This is a genomic window from Leptospira wolffii serovar Khorat str. Khorat-H2, assembly GCF_000306115.2.
In the GTDB taxonomy this organism is placed as follows: domain Bacteria; phylum Spirochaetota; class Leptospiria; order Leptospirales; family Leptospiraceae; genus Leptospira_B; species Leptospira_B wolffii.
This window is the reverse complement of sequence record NZ_AKWX02000020.1, coordinates 214,881-233,051: the sequence shown is the minus strand read 5'-3', so window position 1 is coordinate 233,051 and position 18,171 is coordinate 214,881. Positions and strand designations below refer to the sequence as shown.

Here is an 18,171-nt window from a genome sequence, read left to right as displayed (position 1 = left end):
TCGATTCCAGATTGGAATAGGTAAGTCCCGATGACTCTGAACGAATACGCAGACTTCCTACTCCGTTCCGGAAAAATCGCGGATAAACTCTATTCTCCCGAATCCATGCCGGAAGATATTCCGGAAAAAAACATTATTGCGCCGGATCGACCGGTCCGAGATTCGAAGCTCCAATTTTCGGATCATAAGAGTAAGATGCCTCGGGTAGAGCATTTAAATAACGAGGAGAATAGAGTCCTATCCCTTCATCATTTTGCGAACCATGAACTTATGGCGGTGGAGTTATTCGCTTGGGCGCTTTTGAAATTTCAGGACGCTCCTAGTTCCGTTCGTAAGAGCATTTACAAGACTCTTTTAGAAGAACAAAAGCATTTGAGATTGTATCTGAATTCCATCCGGGACTGGGGAATGGATTTGGGAGACCGTCCTTTAAATTATATTTTTTGGAAGCAGGCTCCGAATATGCAAAGCCTTCAAAAATTCTACGCAGTGATGGCGATCAGCTTCGAGGGTGCCAATTTGGATTTTTCTCTTATTTATCGAAAGGCCTTCGAAAAATTCGGAGACGAGAAACGCGCGGCGATCATGGATATCGTGCATGAGGACGAGATCCGGCATGTAAAACGAGGGGTAAAGGTTATCTTTTCGGAAGGAGTTCCTGCCTCGGAACAATGGGATAAATATCTATCCTTACTTTCCCATCCGTTTACTCCCCGTAGAGCCAAAGGGAGTTTTTATTTTCCGGAATTGAGAATGAGGGCGGGTCTTTCCGCCGAATTTGCGGATTCTCTCGGAAAATACCGGGATGATTACGAAGGAACTACAAACGCTCGAATCGTAAAAGGGATACTCGGTTTCGGAGAATCTTAATTCCTAGTAAATCGATGGACAGGCGTTTTGCTTGGGAGAAGCTGTTTCCGAAAAGACATGATCTCATTATCCTCCTTCCAACGAGTTGTATTCTTCCTTCTTGCATTCGGTCTTTTGGTCGCTTGCGATTCCAAGACTCCTTCCGATTCCAAAATTATTTCCTTAACGATTTCTCCTGCCGAGGAAAAAAGCCCGGATGTGATTTTGAAAAAACTGGGAAATCTGGACGAGGACCCTGCTTTGGAAGTCTTCGCTTTGGTTCGAAACGGGACGGAGGAAATTCTCGCCGTTTTCAAAAAGGAAAACGGAGAGTGGGTTCTTAAGAATAAAATCAATTTCGGTCTTCTGAATATCGGCCCGTTCGCATACGATCCTAAGGCTTCGGCCTGGAAACCGGGAGAGGACGAGAAGTCCAAGGAAGCCGGGTACGTAGTTAAAAGAATTTTAATGGAAGAATTGCCGGGAGAGGATTTCAATTCCTTGTTTTTGGAAGTACTCAGCGAGGAGCCTCCTTTAGGATTATTCTCGGTTCCTTTCGTGATTCGAAAGGGAGAAAAGATTTTCGACGGACTTGCCGCATTAAAGGATCATCCCTATCTCGCCAAATCCAAGCGAACCGATTTCGCTTATAATAAAGAAGAGAAGAATCTTACCATCTTTCCTTCCAACAGGACTTACGCTCAGAATTTCAATTTTAACGGCTGGGAAATGGTACCGGATGTATCTAACGTAGCTGCACCCGGACTTTTGAGCGTTGACGCTCCGGATTCTTGGACCAAGGGAAAGCAGGAAGAAGTGGTGATTTGGTTTAAGAACCGCGGGTCCTATGCGGGTACTACTTATATCAGTCTTTCCTTTCCACAGGGCGGGAAAGTAGAGATCGAATCGGGTAAAGAGGGACTGAGAGCTTATTCTCCCGGAACGTCCGTTTATTCTTCTTCCGGAAAGTATTTTTCGGCCAAGGTTCCATTATTGGAAGTTACTAAAGAAGGTTGGGCAAGGAATCATAAATACGGAGTAAGATTCAAATACACTCCGGAAGTGGATGGAGTCCCTTATATTCTCGTTCGTTCCACATCCAAAGGCTTTAGAGAAACCGTAAATGTTCCCACAGATTTCACTTCCGTAAAAACGGAGATGGACCAACAGGACTTCAGAAGTTATCCTCTCTCTCTCGTGAAGAGGGGAAAAACCAAGTAATTCGGTTATTTATTTTGAGCGGCTTCGAAGAACATAAATTCAAACAGGCCAAGGGAGAAATCGTTCGCTCCCAGGTAGAAAGATTCCGTAAATTTTACGCGGATTATTTTCACCTGGAGGAAACGATTCCTATGGTAGAGTATTTCTTCGAGACCATCTATAACCTGGATGGAAAAGAAGTCTGGATGCATCTCGCTATGGACACTTATCAAAGGGTCAAAGGCATGATGAAAGAGACTACTCGGGCCAATTTGGAGACTCTCATAGAGTTGAATAATCTCACCGATCGATTGGACGCCGATATGGCTAAACTGCTCCTACAAAGAGATTGGGACGGTAAAAAACTCGGTAGGGAAGAATACGACGATCTTTACCGCGCCTTCGGTTATAAAGAAGATAGGGAAAAGCAGTTAAAAATCGTACTCCATAATCTTAGGACATTCTACGAGTTGGCGCATAGGCCTATATCCGCATATTTAATCCGTCCCGCTAGATTTATGGCTTCCATTTTGGGGGTTTCCGTACTATTCGATTCCGTAGAGCAGGCGTATAATGCCGTATTGCCGGTATCTCCCGAGATCTTCGTCTCATTTATCGAAAAGGTAGAGTTAAGGGAAACCGAATATATCCAAGCCGCATTTCCGAAAGGAAGCGAACCTCCGGAGAAGGAATCGTGAATTTTAGATCCCGTTTTTCCAGATACAAGAAGACGGAAAGCGCCGAGGAGAATCGGGACCGTTGGCTTTTGACTTATGCAGATATGATCACCCTACTCTTGGGGCTCTTCATTATTCTATATTCCATTTCTCAGGTGGACCAAAACAAACTGAAACAAGTGGCCGATTTGGTTAGAGGCGGTTTCGGTTTGGGAGAATCCTTTTTCGAAGGATCTGCGCTCACCTTGGAAGACGATCCGTTACTCCAACCCAAGACCCAATTGTTCCGATTTTGGGAAAGAGTCTCCTACGCTTTAAAAAAGATGAAGGAAAAGACCAAGCTTCTTATCGGAATCAACGAGACGGAAGAGATTCGCATACAAGTATTTGCGCCTTCCTTAGGAGAGGGAGAATTTCAACCGGACGAAGATACGGACTTTACATTTAAAAAAATCGCCGAAGTCGCCCAAGGAATGGATGTGGACATCACTTTAAGGGTCCAGATTCCTTATGCGGAACAAGCAGCGGACCACGGATTTAGAAATACCTGGGAGTACAACGCGCACCGCGCGACCTTGGTCGCCGAGACCCTCGCAACCAAATACGGAATTTCCAAGGAAAGGCTTTCGGTTCAGGCGTTTCACGGGTTTAAAAAAATCGGACCGGACCAAGGACCGACACCGGAAGCCAAAGCGTCCCAAGAAAGAATAGAAATCATCATACGTAAAAGGGAAAAAGGCGAGGAATAGAATGCGATCGGAAAGAATAGGAACTAACCTGATTTATTGGATTGCAGCCTGTATCCTAATTTTATCGTTCACGGGTTGTTCTTCTAAAAAGAAAAAATCTCCGGCCGCGGATCTTGCCTGGTCACAAAACCAAGACGGGAAGCCGGAATCCAGCGGACTCGTTTGGGTAGGAAAATACTGCGAACGAGTGAAAGAATGCGCTTCAAAAGATTTGAAGGAAGTCGATGCGGATACTTCCGCCATAGTCGAAAAGACCTTAAAAAAGGAAGTCTGTATCGAGGAGTTTAAGGAGAGTAAGATTTACTTCTTGGAGTTTCCGGATCCTAAGGCTGCGTTTGGCCGGGCGGTTTCCTGTTTGCAAACTGCGGTTTCCGCTGACTGTTCTGCGTTCCAGAAAGGAATCCAGAATTTATCCGAGGATTGTAAATGGATGTATTCTGCGCAAAACTCTAAGTGATCTAAGATCCAAAACCGATTCAAAAAAAATAAAGGTCGGGCGCCGAAAGCGCAGTTCCGGGAAAAAAGATGGGATCCTAAAATTTTGGAGGAGAGCCATTGTTAAGGGGAATTAAACGACTCAATCGTTACGAGAAAAGACTGCTGCGTATCGCCAAGCTTGGCGGAAAAATGGTCCAGCTACAACAGGCCGGTTTTTCCAGAAGAACCAAGGAAGGTTTTCGGTTTCCTATCTATACGCTGGAGATCGGAACTAAGGAAGGTTTAAAGAATCATCCCGTGGGCATTACTGCGGGGGTTCATGGATTGGAAACGATAGGCATTCAAATCCTTTTGGATTTTCTAGAATACATCGTGCATCCTAAATCCACCGGCTATCTCCCCGAACTTAAAAAGGGAAAATTAGGGCTCTTCGTGGTTCCGATCGTGAATCCGGGAGGAGTTGCCGGGAAAACCAGATCGAATCCCGGTGGAATCGATCTCATGAGAAACTCCGGAATCGAAGCGGAGAAACCTCTTCCTTTTTTCGGAGGCCAGAAATTCTCCAATAAGCTTCCTTATTTCCGAGGCCATGGTTTAGAACCCGAATCAAGGACCTTATCTAGAGTGGTTTTTGATAAGTTCTTCCAGGTCAAGGATGCGGTTTTACCCGTCTTGGATCTACATTCCGGATTTGGAACGGTGGATAATGTGTGGTGGCCGTATGCTTATACCCATACTCCTTGCGAGGACACTCCTCTATACGAGAAAATCGCCACACATATGAAGGAACATTGCGGTCATATCAATTTCGCCTACGGACCTCAGAGCGAAAGCTATACCACTCACGGGGATCTTTGGGACAAATTCTACGATCACTATAGGGACCTTCATTCCGAAAATAGAGAGTGGAGTTCCAGGTTTTTACCCATCACTCTGGAAGTAGGAACCTGGTCCGATATCAAGGAAGAACCGCTCAAGATATTTTCAAAGAAAGGAATCTTCCGTCCAGCCGAACACAATAAGACGGAGATATTGACTCGTTACAGGGGTTTCTTAAGAGACTTCGTAAGGTTGGCTTTGACGAAGCCTACGGATTGGGTTTAGGATTTTCTAAAGTAGGAGAAGAAGGTTTCGATTCCGGAACCATTCCCTCGCACCAAATTTCTCTGGGAATATTCCTGGTGAATTTTACGAAGACGAGTTCTCCTTTTCCGCAAAGTACGGTGAGATCTTCTTCCTCGTGGAAGAAGGGGAACCGATTCTTTCTAGGGACCTGGAATTTCTCCACTTTAGCCTCGTCGATCCCGTCTTTTAAGCGAACTTCGTAGGTCCTACAATTCCATACGAACAAGAGTGAAAGGATCGCAAGTATCCAAGTATTTCTTAGGATTTTCATTCGCATTCCACTCCAACAGTATGAGGACAGAAAAGAAATGCTGTGGTTCCGCAGGCGACCGCTCCTAAAAGGTTCGTATGCATATTGATCATACGGATCTTACTATTCGGGCAGACGTTCTTCCGATCCAAATCGTTATAAATCGGAACGAACCACCAAAGAGTGAAAATTCGTAGATGGTAGGTCTCGCTTTTACGAGGAGTTTCGCTTTTAGATACCAGATACTTATGGTTGGCACAACCGATAGAGATGATCGCCGACAGGATCGTTGCTAGGAAAATTTTCCGTCTCATTCTTCTTCCTTAGAGAATATATTCTCTAAGATGGCGGATGGGGACTCATAAATTCCCTGACTTTGGTAAATCCAACCCAGTCGGTCCAATTCTTTCAGGTACTCCGAGACCTGAGGGTCGGTAAGCGAGGGATTCTTCTTCTTTAATTTCTTCAATGCGGAAAAGAAGCCGACATTCTCCTTGTTTTCCCGGAGCAGGTGCTTGGACATTCCTATGCAGGGACAGGCTTTGTTACCCGTCCACATTCCGCAATTTACGGAAAGAAATCCTGAGAGTTTCTTTTTGGATCTGGAAAGCTTTTGTCGGAAGCTATCCGAACTGATTCCTATTACCTTGGCGCCTTCTTCGCTGTTCATTCCATAAATCGAGGATAGAATAAATACTAACCGATCGCTGGAGCCTAGCTTCAGAAGAACCGCATGAACGCACCCGAATCGGATCTCCTCCTCCAACATTTTGTCTTCTATCTGTTCCTCGAAACCCGAGGAACGGGAAGTCACTAGAAGTTCTTCTCGGAGTTTAGAGAGAGATACCATATTTTTAGGTTTTCTTACTGAGAGAAGGTGGTTGCTAGAGATAGAATAGATCCAAGTGGTGAACTTGCTTTCGAACCGGAAATTTTCCAGATTTCTAGAGACTTTAAGTAGAATCTCCTGGGTAGCGTCTTCCGCTTCCATCGGATCCCAAAGCATCCTTAGGGAAAGATTGAAGACATAGTCTTGGATTTTTCTTAAAAGATCTTCCATCGCTCTGGGGTGACCCCCCAGAGCGATTCGAATCGCTTCCGTGAATTCGTCTTGGACTAGAAGAGTTTTGCTCATTCCTTCAGGAGATTCCTTTTTTCTTTAAGTAATGTTGCAGGTTTCTACCCGCTTCGGATTTGACCTTACCCTGTAAGATCGGGGTCCAACCTAAAAGTATTCCGGGGAGTCCTAAAGCCATTCTAGTCCATCTCCAGAAAGGAAAGCGATCCTTTTGTTTAACCACTTTCCCGTTCTTAAATTCGAATTCGGATCTGATCCGATTTGTGACCGTCCTGCCCGTCTTGGAAAATAGATAGGTAGCGGTCCAGAAAGCTCGTCCTTTTTGGTCGTCTGCGCTGGATGCCACTAATTCTATTTTGGCCTTAGGATCCATTCTTTCCAAGAGCATGGCCCACATTGCGGGAATTTCCGCACCTTTTAATCCGGGAAATACCGGATCCGAAAATTCCGCATCCTGGGAGTAGAAGGAAGTCATAGCTACTGCGTTTCGGGAGGAGAAGCTATTATAGAAATCTCTGATTTTGGATTCGTTAGGGTGCATCGTATCTGTCTTAACCTTTTTTAGGATTTCCTATTACGATCGATTTCTGATATCCACTGTGACAGTCTGGGATGGAAAAATAAGGGAAAAAGAAAGAAAAAGATTCTTTGGAATCCCATTCCTCTTTCGGGGAGAAGAATGGATAACGACAAAAAAAAACCCGCCAGAAGACGGGTTTAAAATTTCTTCGGATAAGAGGATTAAACTCATCCGAGGCAAGGCAAACTCAAACGCCAAAACGGCGGGAATAGGATGTTTAGTTTATTATTTCCTATTCAATCGATTGTGAATTAAGTGATACAGTCCTAAACTCACAAACTCTCATTATGATAAACGAAGGAACAGAGAAAGTCGTTCGAGATTATAGACATGAACTTTTTTTGTTTGCTTAGGATACATTTCCCAAAGATTGTTTTTTAGCATCCTATGCATAAAGCTTTTATCCTTCTCGTTCTCTTTGTATCCGCTACCTCTTCGCTATTCGGGATAGAACAATCGTTCAGTCTGAAACCAAACGAACATCGTGGAAATATCAGTTCCGAGTTGTTCTTTCTCGAGGACCCCGAATCTAATTTTTCAGCCAAGGATGTGTATCGCTCGATGGCTTGGAAAAAAAACGAAGGGGATTCCTTGGATTTCAATTTTTCCAAAAAAGCTTTCTGGTTGAAATTCAGAATTAAATTTCGCGAGGAAATTCGAGAGAACTTGTACTTCGTATTAAAGTCGAAAGCCCATGATAGATTGGAACTCTATATCCCAAATGGGATATCGCCAGTACAACTAGCCGGTGACAAGTTGCCCAAAAGCGAATGGTTTGTGAAGAATGTACTATATCCTTCTCTAATGCTGCAAGGCAATCCGGGAGATGAAAAAGTATTTTACGTAAAGTTAAAGTCCGAATCCATCATGTCCTTTCCGGTCGAGATCATGGACGAGGCGGGTTTAAGGGCTAATCTCGCGATCGAAACCGGGTTTTTCACCTTGGCCGCATGCTTGTATGCTCTTTTGATATTGGTTGCAATCCTTTATTATAGGGCTTCGGGATATAAGGAGTTTCTATTTTATGCAGGTTATGCTTTCTGTATGGGGGCATCCTACGATGTAAATTACGGAAATGCGATAGAGATTCTTTGGGACGATAGCCTATTATGGGGAGAAAAATCGAATTTCTTTTTCTTCAATCTGGGCGGTGTTTTCGGATTCCAATTCATTAGAAGATTTCTGGAGACCAAAAGGTCGTTACCCTGGGTGGATTGGATATTGCAGATTTGTTCCCTGATCCTCGCAGTTTCGCTTCCCTTCGTATTCTATTTGGATACGATATCCTATCTCACTAAAACGAACGAGATAGTGTATACTTTCTCCATTCCGCTCATTCTAGGTGCCGGAATATATCTTAGAAAGAAAGGAAACAGAAAGTTGAATCTGTTTTTAGTTTCCTGGGGAGCCTATATGACTCTGGGATATCTGAGCATATTCTATTATCTTGGTATTTTGCGTTATAATTTCCTGATCGTTTATTCGGTTCCGCTATTCTTTCCGGTAGATCTTCTCATTCTACTTTATAATATAGTACAGAAATATTCCCAGGACTTAGAGGAAAAAAATACTCTCCTGGAAAATTTAAAGGAATTCCTAAACAAGCCTAGATACGCTCGTTCTAAGATTTCGGGCGTGGATATCGAGGTATCTCTAAACGCATTGGAAAGCCTGATGGAAAGGGAGAAGCTTTTCCGGGAAGAGGATGTGACCATGAATTTGGTCGCAGGTAAACTCGGCCTCACCAACCATCAGCTTTCGGAACTTTTGAATTCCAGGCTGGGAATGGGATTTGCCGCGTATATCAACTCCAAGCGTATCGAAGAGGCTAAGCGGTTGCTTCTGACGGGAGAGGAAGAGAATATACTCAATATCGCATTTAACGTAGGATTCGGATCCAAGACTTCTTTCAACGTGGAATTCAAAAAGTCTACTGGTCTGACCCCGAAACAATTTAAGAATCTATCCTAAAACGCTTTGCATTAAGCGCGATCGCGAATCGACTTTGCGAAATCTAGAATTCTTTCGATTCCTTCCCGAAACGGATCCGGCTCCGAAAGCAGGCTCAGGACTAGGTTTCCGGATCCTTCCGCAAATCCGAACATGGAGCCCGGGTGTACTAATACCTTTTGTTCCTTGAGAAGACGGACGCATATTTCTTCGTCCGGATCGAAACACTCGGATCGGAGAATCGCATACCAACCGGCTAAAGGAGGACGATAGCGAATTAAGTTTTCATTATTTGCCGATTCTTCCAGGACTGAGAGGTTTCTTCCGATCCTTCTTTGGATCTGACTCTGTATCATTTTTCTCCATTGGAAAAGATCCGGTAAGGCGATTTGGATCGGAGTGGATAAACCGAGATAAGTGTCGGCTATGATTTCTAGCCTTTCCTTGCATTCTCCTTTCCAATCGTCGGGACCGTCAATATGGATCCAAGAAAGTTTCATCTGAGGCAGTGCGAGAATCTTGGAGATACCGTTTACTACGAATACGGGAGCCTTAGAACTTTTCGTTTTCGGAATATGCTCCTTCTTGTCGTGGATATAATCGGAGAAGACCTCGTCGATTATTATGGAAAAACCTTTTTCGATCGCTAAATTCTCCAATCGCGAGAAATCCTCCGGGCTCAGAATGCTGCCACTGGGATTGTTGGGAGAAACCACGAATACGATCTTGGTATTCTCCGAAATTTTGGATTCCAGGTCTTGGAAGTCCATGCTCCAGTTTCTATTCTCCTCTAATGAGTAAGATTCGAATTCCACTCCGTCCAAAAGGGACAGAAACTCGAAAAGAGGATAGCCGGGTGAGGGGATGAGTACTCTGTCTTTCGGGTTACAAAGTAACTTGATCAGATAAGAATAAGCTTCGGAAGAAGAAGAAGTTAGAAACAGATCCTCGGGAGAATAGAGTATTTCCTTTTCCCGATAATATTCTACGACTGCTTTTCTTGCGGAGAGTAGGCCTCTCGGATCGGGATCGTATTCCAAGCTTTCGGCTTTGCTCAAAGAATGTAGGATCGCCTCGGAAGGATAGATCAGACCGGATTTGGTCGGATTGGAAAGCGTAAGATCGATCCAATCTTCGGAGGAATTTTTGATTTCTTCGAGAGTTTTATAGAGTTCGTTTTGCCCGGGATGGTATTCGAAGCGGTCGCTAAATCTGGAAAATTCTCCTGAACGCATAAGAATTCTTTAATGGAAGAAGCGATTCCAGAGATATAAAAGCAAAGAAAGCCCTATGCTTAAAAGAACGGATGTCGCGAAAGGGAAGTAGATTTTGAAGTTCTCTTTTTCGATTCGGATATCGCCCGGAAGATTTCCTAAGGAAGAGATAAAGGGGATTTTGGATCCGAAGACCAAAACCAGGCCGAGAAGGAGAAAAACGGCGCCGATCCAGAGAAACGTTTTACCGAGCGGTTCCATTAGAATTCTCAGGGGAAACCGTGGCGGAGAGGGGGGGATTCGAACCCCCGGTAGGTGTTACCCTACGCTTGCTTTCCAAGCAAGTACCATAAACCGCTCGGACACCTCTCCGGTTCTTGGTTGCCTTTACTTTGTTTTCCGAAAGACCTCTACGGTCAAGGAGATTCGGAGCAAAACTTTAGGCCCCGGTCTTAGGCTTTTTTCTCCAGAATGAATTGGGCGGTTCTCTTAGAAAAAGCCATGATGGTATAGCTCGGGTCCACGGAAACCGCGGTAGGAAACACACTAGAGTCGCTTACGAATAGGTTTGAAACTCCGTGTACTCTATGCTTCCAATCGACTACGGAAGATTTAGGATCCAGTCCCATTCTACATCCTCCCGCGGGATGGGGTGCCGCCATCGCCATCGATGCGGGACTCAAAGGGATGGAATCTATTTTGGAAATTTCGGAAGCTTTTTCCAGGACTGTGCGTTTCAAGTCTGGGAGAATTACCTTCACGGCTCCGGCTTGGAAATTCAGTAGGACTTGCTTACGGATACAATCTCTTAGAATCTCCTTTGTCAAGGGTCCGAAAGTATATTGCACTTCTCTTTTACCACCGGATTTGACTTCTATTCTTCCGAGTTCGTTTTCCGGATCGTCGATCCAACCGATGGTCCCTCCTAGTCTAGGAAGATCCTGCATGATTTCGAAATGCTCCTTACCGAAGCCCGGAACCAAGGCGCCTATCGCTCCGGGTTGGAGTTGGTTTGCCATGATGAGATAACCGCCTTCCTTATATGTTCCTCCGGAAAACCTGGCCAGTCGGAATTCTTCAACTCCGTAAGCGGAGGGAATGTTTCTCCATTGCACGATCGGCTCCTTGTAAAGAGCGTGAACGAAAGGGGAAGGATTGATCGCTAAGAATTCTCCTAACGCAGGCAATTTGGATTTTAATCCGTTGCGTAAAAGAAAAGTGGAGCTTCCGAAACCTCCTGCGGCGATTACGAAAGTGTCCGCCTTGAATTTCAATCTGACTTCGGACTCTTTTTGGGAAGGTCTATCTATGACTACCGCCTCTAAAGATACCACCTTATCCCCTTCGAACTCCAGTTCCAATGCCTTGGTATCCGCAAATAGATCGGCTCCTAAGGCCATCGCCATGGGAATATGAGTGATGAGCTGGCTTTGTTTCGCTCCGAACATACAACCTTGCATGCAATGGCCGGACTTCTGGCAGTTCTTTCTTGCCTGAGGAACCGGACTTCCTTCCCACCCTAATTCCTTGGAAGCCTTGCGGACCAATTGGTTCATACGATTGAAATTCTCTTCTTTGGCGGGATGAACGTTTAACGTATCGTCCAATTCCTTCCAAAAAGGTTTTAGGTCTTCCGGAGAATGTCCTAAAACTCCGAACTTATCTCTCCAATATTCCAATCGATCATCGGGAGTTCTGTAACTGTCAGCCCAATAATGAACGGAGGCGCCGCCCACATTCTTGCCGTAAACGATATTGACCGTTCCATCCGCAGTGGTCGCCATATTCCTTTCGGCTGAGACCTTGCCTGCCATATTCAGTTCGTGATTATCGAAAGTTCCCGTATGATAGTAACCGCCTTCTTCTATGAGTGCTACCTTCTTGCCCGCCTTGGAAAGTTCGTAAGCGAGAGTCGCTCCTCCGCAACCGGTTCCTACGACTACTACGTCGACTTTGATTTCCTTGGAATCTCCCAAGTTTTTCCATTCGTATATTTTACCCGACATCGGAACCGCCTACGAGCTTACGATAATAGATTCTGGATTCGCTTAATTTCTCAGGAGGATCCGAAAACGGTCCGTCGTACGAGATGGCCTTGAATGTGGAGGAATGGCCGTAATACATAAGAAAAATAGGCATCCTGAGATTAGCCCAAACCGCTCTTACCAGATCCGAGTCCGAATTGTTAAGAGAAGTCAAAAATTCCCTCCTGGATTCCAGAGGCAATCTGCTGAATCGGGAAAATTTCCAATGGAAGAAGGGAAGGTATTCTATGACAAGCACCAAGGTCTTGAAGTCGTCGCTTAGGAAAGGATCCACGAAGTAGAATTCCTCGTCCAAACGTTCCAGGACTTGCGCTTCCTTATAGCTAGGAAGCCCCGGGCCTTCGGGGAGAATGGCCTCCGCTAAGGCGGCTAGAATATCCAATTCCGATTTGGAGAAGAATAGGCTCTTGGGTAATTCGCGTCCGGAGCGATTCAGGATACAAACGGATCCGCCTAATAGAAGGGCTCCGGAGCCGGCGAGTCCCAGTCTCAAGAACGTTTTTCGGGAATAACGGGATTCCTGGTTCGACATGCCGAGTTTTTATATTCTTCGGCTAGCTTGTCAATCTTAACCCGAGGAAGGAAGTGGAAAACCAACTTGACGTTTCATGCGTTCGATAATCCCTAGTAACCATATGGCTGATAAGAACGATAAAGTTCCTGAGAACGTTCCCGGAAAGTTTTACATCGATAATAGCTGCGTCCCTTGCAACGATTGCTTAGAGGAAGCTCCTACTTTATTGAAATACACCGACGACGAGTCCAAAGTATACTTTCATAAGCAGCCTTCCACCCCTGAGGAAATGATCGCGGCTCGCAAGGCCAAGGAAATCTGTCCTGTAGAGGCGATCGGAGACGACGGAGAATAATCTGAGCCCGAATCCGATTTTGACAAAAGGGGAACGATGTTCCCCTTTTTCATATCTAAAGAGTTTTTCCTCTTCTCTAACCCTTTCGGGTAGGTAGCGTCCATCCACTTGATTAGCCCCGAAGAAACTTATTCTCCTATTTTTTCGTTCCTTTGGATTCTCCTTTTCACTCCGGATCGAACCTGGTATTATTTGTTTTAGGGTCGTTCTATTAGGACTGAAAATCCGGTCTTATCGTATTGCATCATGGGAAAGCAGCTCAATTCGCAGGAACTTCCGTCCTCTTTGCAAGATAACGGTTTCTTTCGATCCCTGGTAGAACAAAGCCGAGAACTGATTTGTTTGCATGACTCCGAGGGATGTTACTTATACGTAAACCCCGCCGCAAAGCCTCTCTTGGGTTTCGATCCGCAGGAGCTCATCGGAAAGAGTCCTTTTGAATTTCTACCACAAGAGGATGGAGAAAAAGCCCTAAGAGAGATAAAGGATTCTTTTCGATCGGGAAATCCCATCGAGGCCACCCAATACAGATTTATCCGTAAAGACGGATCCGAGATTTGGCTCGAGACGTCTATGCAACCCGTTCGAGACCAACAGGGTAGAATAACGCATATACAGACCAGCTCCAGGGATGTGACATCCCAGGCAGTTTTACATCGCAGTTTCGAGCAGGAAAAAAAATTCTCCAGTCTTATGAGCGAACTTGCTCATGTCGGCGCTTGGGAATCTAATATCGAGGAAGGGACCTTATTCTGGTCGCCTGCCGTATTCAAAATTTTAGGAAGAGATCCGAGTCTCGGCATAGATCGGGAAACCGTATATAGAAAATACAGTCATCCGGAAGATATGGAAAAGCTCCGTAACTTTAATATGAAGGCTTACCAACAGGGAGAAAGTTATGCGGTAGAGCACAGGATGCTCGACGAAGAAGGAAACGTAATTTGGGTAAGGAGTTACGGTAAGCCATTGCATTCCGGAGATAGGATCGTAGGCGTTTACGGGGCCATGCAAGATATCACTTTTTCGAAATTGGTGGAAGAGGAGATTCGGCTCAGCGAGAAAAAATTCTCCGAAGCGTTTCATAGCTCCGGAAACGGAATCATTCTGGTGGATAAGGACGGATCCCTTCTTGAAGTGAATCAGTCTTTCGCGCAAATGGTAGGTTATACCCAGGAGGAATTACTCTATAAGTCCTTCCAAGAAATCACCCATCAGGAGGATTTAGGCATCGGAGGCGAGGCTCTTAGGAAGCTTGTCCGAGGGGAGAAGAATAACGCTCAATTCGCAAAACGTTATATTCATAAGAAAGGCCATATAGTCTGGGTCTTTATTACGGCGGCGGCCGTCAGAAAGGATTCCGGAGAATTGATGTTCATCGTCACTCAGGTCCAGGACATATCCAGAAAAAGAATCCTGGAAAATATCCTGAGGGAAAAGAATTCCCGTCTGAAATCAGTAGGATCTCATTTAAAGGAAAGAATCTCCCAACTGGAGGAATTCAATCAGATCGTTTCGCATAATATTCGATCTCCGATCGGTAATATTCATACTCTGGTCAGATTTTTGGAAGAGGCTGAGACCGAAGAAGAAAAAAGGGAATATATCGATTATCTCAAAAAGACTTCGGAGCAATTACTCTCCACATTAAACGAACTGGTGGAAGTGATCCGGATTAGGCAGAGTCCGAAGATCGTCTCCGAAAGGATTTCCTTCGAGGAGTCTTTTTCCCACGTAAAGTCCATGTTTTTGGGCCAGATTACCGAGACAGGCGCCGACGTCCGTTTCGATTTCACGTTATGTCCATGGATTAATTATCCGCCGGTCTATTTGGAGAGTATTTTTTTGAATTTACTTTCGAATTCTCTCAAGTATCGTTCTCAAGGAAGAAAACCCGTGATAAAATTTCGGACGTATTGGAGCGGCGGAATTCAGGTTTTAGAGGCTGAGGACAACGGTTTAGGAATTGACTTGAACAAACACGGGAATCAAATCTTTAAATTGCATAAAAGATTTCACCGAGATACCGACGGTAAGGGGTTGGGTTTGTTCATGACTAAGAACCAAATCGAATCTCTAGGGGGCGAAATCCATGTGGAAAGTGTGCCCGGTTCAGGAACTAAATTCGTCATACAGTTATTGAGAGCGAATGAATTCAGTATTTAAGAAACAGAAACTGCTATTAGTCGATGACGACGTGATTTTCGTAGAAATTGCCAAGCGTACGATCGAAAAAACCGGAGCCGTGGAAAGCATGAAAGTGTTTCCTGACGGCGAAGGCGCGATCAGTTTCTTAAAAGAACACCAAACCGAACCCGACGTGATTCCGGATTTCATTTTCTTGGATATAAATATGCCGTTTATGGACGGATGGCAGTTCCTGGACGAGTATGCGAATTTCGTAAATTCGCTTAGCAAAAAACCGGTGATTTATATGGTGAGTTCGTCCGTGGACGATTCGGACTTGCGTAGAGCCAAGGAGACTCCTCTCGTTACGGATTACATAACGAAACCAGTCTCTCTGGACTCATTTAAGAGAATTCTAATCCAATCCTGATCGGACTTTCTTATTCTCCTCCCCCTAAAGAGAAGGCTCTTTTTCCTTCGAATTTATACAGGTTCTCCGTTTGCACGCTATCTAAGCCGGCTTCCGCGATTCTCAATAAAAGCTTGGCGATCTGTTCCGATTGGATAGACGCATAACCGTCTCCCGGTTCGTTATCCGGAGTGTTTGGGCTTACGAATCTACATCTCCAATGGTCCGTTAGGAATGTCTCCGGAGCTCCATTCGGAAATACTTTCACCCCTCGGTTCGTGATCATACGAAGTTTCAGATCTCCGGCTAGGCCGGCGAGTTTCTTGCCTAACTCATCCGAGGTTCCGGGCGCCCAATCCAGGAATACGTCTACACCCACCAATTCCTTTTTCAAAGCGACTCTTTTGTATTCGGGAATATGAATGGCTTTCGCCTTTCCGAAGGAAACAGGTCGGAATTTTTCCGGAAGATGACCGAGGTTGCCTATGACTGCGTCCGCGAATTCTTTGGTCCCTACTTTGATACGGCTTACACCCGCTTTATAGATATCGCCGGTATGAATTCCTTCTTCTATCGTGAGTAACCATGCATTTTGTACTTTTGCCGCGATATCCGGTTGTCCTAAATGTACGAGCATCATGACCGCGGCGTTTAGAAGTCCGCTCGGATTCGCCAAATTCTTTCCTGCGATATCGGGGGCGGAGCCGTGGATCGCTTCGAACATGGAGACGACTTCTCCGATGTTTGCGGAACCGGCCATGCCCACGGAACCGGCGATTTGTGCCACGATATCGGATATGATATCTCCGTATAAATTCAAAGTCACGACCACATCGTAAACTTGCGGTCTTTCGGCCAAATGCGCCGCGCCTATATCTATAATTTCACTCGTCGCTTCTATATCCGGATAATCTTTAGCTATCTCCTTGAATACGTCATGGAACAGTCCGTCGGATTGCTTCATGATATTATCCTTTACCATAGCCGTGACTTTCTTTCTTCCGTAAGCCTTTGCGTATTCGAACGCGTAACGGATGATTTTCTCCGAACCTGGGCGGGAGATGAGTTTTAGACATTGGACCGTATCGGAAGTCTGCTTGTGTTCGATACCGGTGTAAAGATCCTCTTCGTTTTCCCTAACGATAACCAAATCCAATTTAGGATGCTTCGTATCCACATAAGGATAAAGGGAAACGCAAGGGCGAACGTTTGCAAATAATCCTAAAGTGGTTCTGACGGTTACGTTTAAACTTTTGTATCCGCCTCCCTGCGGGGTGGTGATCGGCGCTTTGAAAAAGACTTTCGTGTCTCTTAATACATCCCAGGCGGAAGGCTCGATGCCGGCACTATGACCTCTTTTGTATACCTGCTCTCCGATTTCTATAAAGACGGGTTCGATTTTCGCGCCGGCCGCTTCCAGTATTCTTAGCGTGGCATCCATAATTTCGGGACCGATTCCGTCTCCTTTGGCGACGGCGATCTTTTTCTTCGAGGTCATTCTATTCCTCCGACTCTTAGTCTGATTAAAGTCTGAGCCCGCCTTAGGTCAATCTGGATTGGAAATCTTAGAGGAAGTACGTGTTGAATCCCGCTCGGAGTCCGACCGGCGTATCGTAAAAACTCCGGAAAAATATTTATCAAAGGGAGAATTGTTCGAGCTTTCCGCCGAACGAAAAAGGGGTACGATCGGTCCTTCTCGAAGAAGGACTGAGTCGTTTACTCTAGGATCGGACCGGATCTCCGGCCCAAGATACGATCACTCGATATCTAAATCGATATCGGGGCGATCCGCTAGAAATTCGTCCTGGGAATAAATGACTTCCAGAACGTCGTCCATCCAATCCGGAGTTGTGTCGAATAAGCGATCATGGTTTCTATATTTTCCAATGATACGAGTGTGCTTCAGAATCTGCTCTTTAGTCGCTGCATTCATATTATTAGCTTCGGCTGAAACGGGGGATTTATTTCGCCTACGTGACAAAAATTGAGAAAGATATTTCCTAAAAGTACAAGGAATTTTTCTAATTTGTTGTCGTTTTTTTCCGAAGAAGGGGCTGTCTCAGCAAGGGCCCTAACTACTTGCAAAATCGCTAATAAAATAGAACGTTCGTTAGGTGTCGGGGTCCGAAAGGTATAAAAAAACCCGGAGGAGCCTCCGGGTTTGCATTTAAGTGATATTCTTCGGAATAGGATTAGAATAGCTCGTTTCCTTTGAAGAAGAAGCTGATTTCCAGCGCCGCGTTATCGTCGGAATCGGATCCGTGAACCGCATTGGCTTCCTTGCTTTCCGCAAATAAGGCACGGATGGTTCCTGCGGCAGCTTCCTTAGGATCGGTGGCGCCGATAACGTCTCTCCAATGTTGGACCGCATTGTCTCTTTCCAGAGCGGCCGCAACGATAGGGCCGGAAGACATATAGCCGCAAAGATCGTTATAGAAAGGACGGGCTGCGTGTACTTTATAGAATTGCTTTGCGTCTTCCAGGGATAGTTTGAGATATTTAAGTCCTAAAATCTTAAAGCCTTCTTTTTCGATTCTTTGGAGAATATCGCCGACGTGCTTGTTTTTGACTCCGTCGGGTTTAATCATGATAAATGTTCTAGCCATTTTTTTTC

At 45.1% G+C, this 18,171-nt stretch carries 21 protein-coding genes and 1 tRNA gene; 10 read left to right on the top strand and 12 right to left on the bottom strand.

The features are described 5' to 3' along the window. Window positions 1-30 precede the first annotated feature (30 nt). The 6 genes from LEP1GSC061_RS14375 to LEP1GSC061_RS14350 all read left to right on the top strand — a co-directional run bounded on the left by LEP1GSC061_RS14375 (window position 31) and on the right by LEP1GSC061_RS14350 (window position 5,017). Complete coding sequence (locus LEP1GSC061_RS14375) at window positions 31-870, top strand: DUF455 family protein (RefSeq protein WP_016546391.1); 840 nt, start codon at window positions 31-33, stop codon at window positions 868-870. Between the two features lie 57 nt (window positions 871-927). Further along, window positions 928-2,070 carry an LIC13341 family surface-exposed protein gene (locus tag LEP1GSC061_RS14370; protein ID WP_016546685.1) on the top strand — a complete coding sequence of 381 codons (1,143 nt, stop codon included), beginning with the start codon at window positions 928-930 and terminating at the stop codon, window positions 2,068-2,070. A 14-nt stretch (window positions 2,071-2,084) separates the two neighbouring features. After that, a complete protein-coding gene (locus LEP1GSC061_RS14365; RefSeq protein WP_016546838.1) occupies window positions 2,085-2,747 on the top strand; it encodes an FFLEELY motif protein in 663 nt (220 codons plus the stop codon). After that, window positions 2,744-3,475: a flagellar motor protein MotB gene (locus LEP1GSC061_RS14360; protein ID WP_016546666.1), complete on the top strand. Its 732-nt coding sequence runs from the start codon at window positions 2,744-2,746 to the stop codon at window positions 3,473-3,475. Before LEP1GSC061_RS14365 ends, LEP1GSC061_RS14360 begins: the two co-directional genes overlap by 4 nt. 1 nt (window position 3,476) lies before the next feature. After that, entirely contained in the window at window positions 3,477-3,932 is a 456-nt protein-coding gene (locus tag LEP1GSC061_RS14355) for a hypothetical protein (protein ID WP_016546598.1), read from the top strand. Window positions 3,933-4,030: 98 nt separating this feature from the next. Beyond that, entirely contained in the window at window positions 4,031-5,017 is a 987-nt protein-coding gene (locus LEP1GSC061_RS14350; RefSeq protein ID WP_016546035.1) for a M14 family zinc carboxypeptidase, read from the top strand. Here the strand turns inward: LEP1GSC061_RS14350 and LEP1GSC061_RS14345 are convergent. The 4 genes from LEP1GSC061_RS14345 to LEP1GSC061_RS14330 are packed head-to-tail and all read right to left on the bottom strand — an operon-like array spanning window position 5,001 to window position 6,907. Beyond that, window positions 5,001-5,309: a hypothetical protein gene (locus tag LEP1GSC061_RS14345; RefSeq protein ID WP_016546536.1), complete on the bottom strand. Its 309-nt coding sequence runs from the start codon at window positions 5,307-5,309 to the stop codon at window positions 5,001-5,003. The two genes, LEP1GSC061_RS14350 and LEP1GSC061_RS14345, sit on opposite strands and share 17 nt — an antisense overlap. Continuing rightward, window positions 5,306-5,602 carry a hypothetical protein gene (locus LEP1GSC061_RS14340; protein WP_016546236.1) on the bottom strand — a complete coding sequence of 99 codons (297 nt, stop codon included), beginning with the start codon at window positions 5,600-5,602 and terminating at the stop codon, window positions 5,306-5,308. Before LEP1GSC061_RS14340 ends, LEP1GSC061_RS14345 begins: the two co-directional genes overlap by 4 nt. Then, complete coding sequence (locus LEP1GSC061_RS14335; RefSeq protein WP_016546742.1) at window positions 5,599-6,423, bottom strand: RNA polymerase sigma factor; 825 nt, start codon at window positions 6,421-6,423, stop codon at window positions 5,599-5,601. Before LEP1GSC061_RS14335 ends, LEP1GSC061_RS14340 begins: the two co-directional genes overlap by 4 nt. Before the next feature lie 4 nt (window positions 6,424-6,427). Beyond that, window positions 6,428-6,907: a nuclear transport factor 2 family protein gene (locus LEP1GSC061_RS14330; RefSeq protein ID WP_016545999.1), complete on the bottom strand. Its 480-nt coding sequence runs from the start codon at window positions 6,905-6,907 to the stop codon at window positions 6,428-6,430. 426 nt (window positions 6,908-7,333) lie between these two features. On the opposite strand from LEP1GSC061_RS14330, the gene LEP1GSC061_RS14320 reads away from it, so the two are divergent. Beyond that, window positions 7,334-8,917 (top strand): 7TM diverse intracellular signaling domain-containing protein, encoded by a 1,584-nt coding sequence (locus LEP1GSC061_RS14320; protein ID WP_016546886.1) that lies wholly within the window; start codon window positions 7,334-7,336, stop codon window positions 8,915-8,917. 11 nt (window positions 8,918-8,928) lie between these two features. Here the strand turns inward: LEP1GSC061_RS14320 and LEP1GSC061_RS14315 are convergent, their stop codons facing one another. The 5 genes from LEP1GSC061_RS14315 to LEP1GSC061_RS14295 all read right to left on the bottom strand — a co-directional run bounded on the left by LEP1GSC061_RS14315 (window position 8,929) and on the right by LEP1GSC061_RS14295 (window position 12,687). Continuing rightward, a complete protein-coding gene (locus LEP1GSC061_RS14315) occupies window positions 8,929-10,131 on the bottom strand; it encodes a pyridoxal phosphate-dependent aminotransferase (protein WP_016546457.1) in 1,203 nt (400 codons plus the stop codon). A gap of 9 nt (window positions 10,132-10,140) precedes the next feature. Then, window positions 10,141-10,371, bottom strand: a complete 231-nt coding sequence (locus LEP1GSC061_RS14310) for a DUF2905 domain-containing protein (protein ID WP_016546797.1) — start codon at window positions 10,369-10,371, stop codon at window positions 10,141-10,143. Window positions 10,372-10,392: 21 nt separating this feature from the next. Beyond that, window positions 10,393-10,482: transfer RNA gene (locus tag LEP1GSC061_RS14305), tRNA-Ser, on the bottom strand. A gap of 80 nt (window positions 10,483-10,562) precedes the next feature. After that, window positions 10,563-12,116, bottom strand: coding sequence for an FAD-dependent oxidoreductase (locus LEP1GSC061_RS14300; protein WP_016546520.1), 1,554 nt, complete (start codon window positions 12,114-12,116; stop codon window positions 10,563-10,565). Then, a complete protein-coding gene (locus LEP1GSC061_RS14295; protein ID WP_016546611.1) occupies window positions 12,106-12,687 on the bottom strand; it encodes a hypothetical protein in 582 nt (193 codons plus the stop codon). The genes LEP1GSC061_RS14300 and LEP1GSC061_RS14295 overlap by 11 nt, the downstream gene beginning before the upstream one ends. 103 nt (window positions 12,688-12,790) lie before the next feature. On the opposite strand from LEP1GSC061_RS14295, the gene LEP1GSC061_RS14290 reads away from it, so the two are divergent. The 3 genes from LEP1GSC061_RS14290 to LEP1GSC061_RS14280 all read left to right on the top strand — a co-directional run bounded on the left by LEP1GSC061_RS14290 (window position 12,791) and on the right by LEP1GSC061_RS14280 (window position 15,578). After that, window positions 12,791-13,024 (top strand): ferredoxin, encoded by a 234-nt coding sequence (locus LEP1GSC061_RS14290; protein WP_016546295.1) that lies wholly within the window; start codon window positions 12,791-12,793, stop codon window positions 13,022-13,024. Between the two features lie 285 nt (window positions 13,025-13,309). Further along, entirely contained in the window at window positions 13,310-15,187 is a 1,878-nt protein-coding gene (locus tag LEP1GSC061_RS14285) for a PAS domain-containing sensor histidine kinase (RefSeq protein WP_232218469.1), read from the top strand. Further along, window positions 15,171-15,578, top strand: a complete 408-nt coding sequence (locus tag LEP1GSC061_RS14280) for a response regulator (protein ID WP_016546422.1) — start codon at window positions 15,171-15,173, stop codon at window positions 15,576-15,578. Before LEP1GSC061_RS14285 ends, LEP1GSC061_RS14280 begins: the two co-directional genes overlap by 17 nt. 10 nt (window positions 15,579-15,588) lie before the next feature. On the opposite strand, the gene LEP1GSC061_RS14275 is transcribed toward LEP1GSC061_RS14280, so the two are convergent. The 3 genes from LEP1GSC061_RS14275 to LEP1GSC061_RS14270 all read right to left on the bottom strand — a co-directional run bounded on the left by LEP1GSC061_RS14275 (window position 15,589) and on the right by LEP1GSC061_RS14270 (window position 18,163). Next, complete coding sequence (locus tag LEP1GSC061_RS14275) at window positions 15,589-17,055, bottom strand: NADP-dependent isocitrate dehydrogenase (RefSeq protein WP_016546109.1); 1,467 nt, start codon at window positions 17,053-17,055, stop codon at window positions 15,589-15,591. A 258-nt stretch (window positions 17,056-17,313) separates the two neighbouring features. Then, window positions 17,314-17,490, bottom strand: coding sequence for a hypothetical protein (locus LEP1GSC061_RS21715; protein ID WP_016546688.1), 177 nt, complete (start codon window positions 17,488-17,490; stop codon window positions 17,314-17,316). Between the two features lie 259 nt (window positions 17,491-17,749). Next, window positions 17,750-18,163 carry a nucleoside-diphosphate kinase gene (locus tag LEP1GSC061_RS14270; RefSeq protein WP_016546073.1) on the bottom strand — a complete coding sequence of 138 codons (414 nt, stop codon included), beginning with the start codon at window positions 18,161-18,163 and terminating at the stop codon, window positions 17,750-17,752. Window positions 18,164-18,171: the final 8 nt, after the last annotated feature.

Excerpts from the sequence above, each read along its gene's own strand:
- LEP1GSC061_RS14345 (WP_016546536.1), bottom strand. The coding sequence starts at position 5,309 with ATGAAAATCCTAAGAAATACTTGGATACTTGCGATCCTTTCACTCTTG.
- LEP1GSC061_RS14375 (WP_016546391.1), top strand. The coding sequence starts at position 31 with ATGACTCTGAACGAATACGCAGACTTCCTACTCCGTTCCGGAAAAATC.
- LEP1GSC061_RS14315 (WP_016546457.1), bottom strand. The coding sequence starts at position 10,131 with ATGCGTTCAGGAGAATTTTCCAGATTTAGCGACCGCTTCGAATACCAT.
- LEP1GSC061_RS14275 (WP_016546109.1), bottom strand. The coding sequence starts at position 17,055 with ATGACCTCGAAGAAAAAGATCGCCGTCGCCAAAGGAGACGGAATCGGT.
- LEP1GSC061_RS14290 (WP_016546295.1), top strand. The coding sequence starts at position 12,791 with ATGGCTGATAAGAACGATAAAGTTCCTGAGAACGTTCCCGGAAAGTTT.
- LEP1GSC061_RS14320 (WP_016546886.1), top strand. The coding sequence starts at position 7,334 with ATGCATAAAGCTTTTATCCTTCTCGTTCTCTTTGTATCCGCTACCTCT.
- LEP1GSC061_RS14335 (WP_016546742.1), bottom strand. The coding sequence starts at position 6,423 with ATGAGCAAAACTCTTCTAGTCCAAGACGAATTCACGGAAGCGATTCGA.
- LEP1GSC061_RS14270 (WP_016546073.1), bottom strand. The coding sequence starts at position 18,163 with ATGGCTAGAACATTTATCATGATTAAACCCGACGGAGTCAAAAACAAG.
- LEP1GSC061_RS14370 (WP_016546685.1), top strand. The coding sequence starts at position 928 with ATGATCTCATTATCCTCCTTCCAACGAGTTGTATTCTTCCTTCTTGCA.
- LEP1GSC061_RS14330 (WP_016545999.1), bottom strand. The coding sequence starts at position 6,907 with ATGCACCCTAACGAATCCAAAATCAGAGATTTCTATAATAGCTTCTCC.
- LEP1GSC061_RS14295 (WP_016546611.1), bottom strand. The coding sequence starts at position 12,687 with ATGTCGAACCAGGAATCCCGTTATTCCCGAAAAACGTTCTTGAGACTG.
- LEP1GSC061_RS14280 (WP_016546422.1), top strand. The coding sequence starts at position 15,171 with ATGAATTCAGTATTTAAGAAACAGAAACTGCTATTAGTCGATGACGAC.
- LEP1GSC061_RS14310 (WP_016546797.1), bottom strand. The coding sequence starts at position 10,371 with ATGGAACCGCTCGGTAAAACGTTTCTCTGGATCGGCGCCGTTTTTCTC.
- LEP1GSC061_RS21715 (WP_016546688.1), bottom strand. The coding sequence starts at position 17,490 with ATGAATGCAGCGACTAAAGAGCAGATTCTGAAGCACACTCGTATCATT.
- LEP1GSC061_RS14300 (WP_016546520.1), bottom strand. The coding sequence starts at position 12,116 with ATGTCGGGTAAAATATACGAATGGAAAAACTTGGGAGATTCCAAGGAA.
- LEP1GSC061_RS14355 (WP_016546598.1), top strand. The coding sequence starts at position 3,477 with ATGCGATCGGAAAGAATAGGAACTAACCTGATTTATTGGATTGCAGCC.
- LEP1GSC061_RS14340 (WP_016546236.1), bottom strand. The coding sequence starts at position 5,602 with ATGAGACGGAAAATTTTCCTAGCAACGATCCTGTCGGCGATCATCTCT.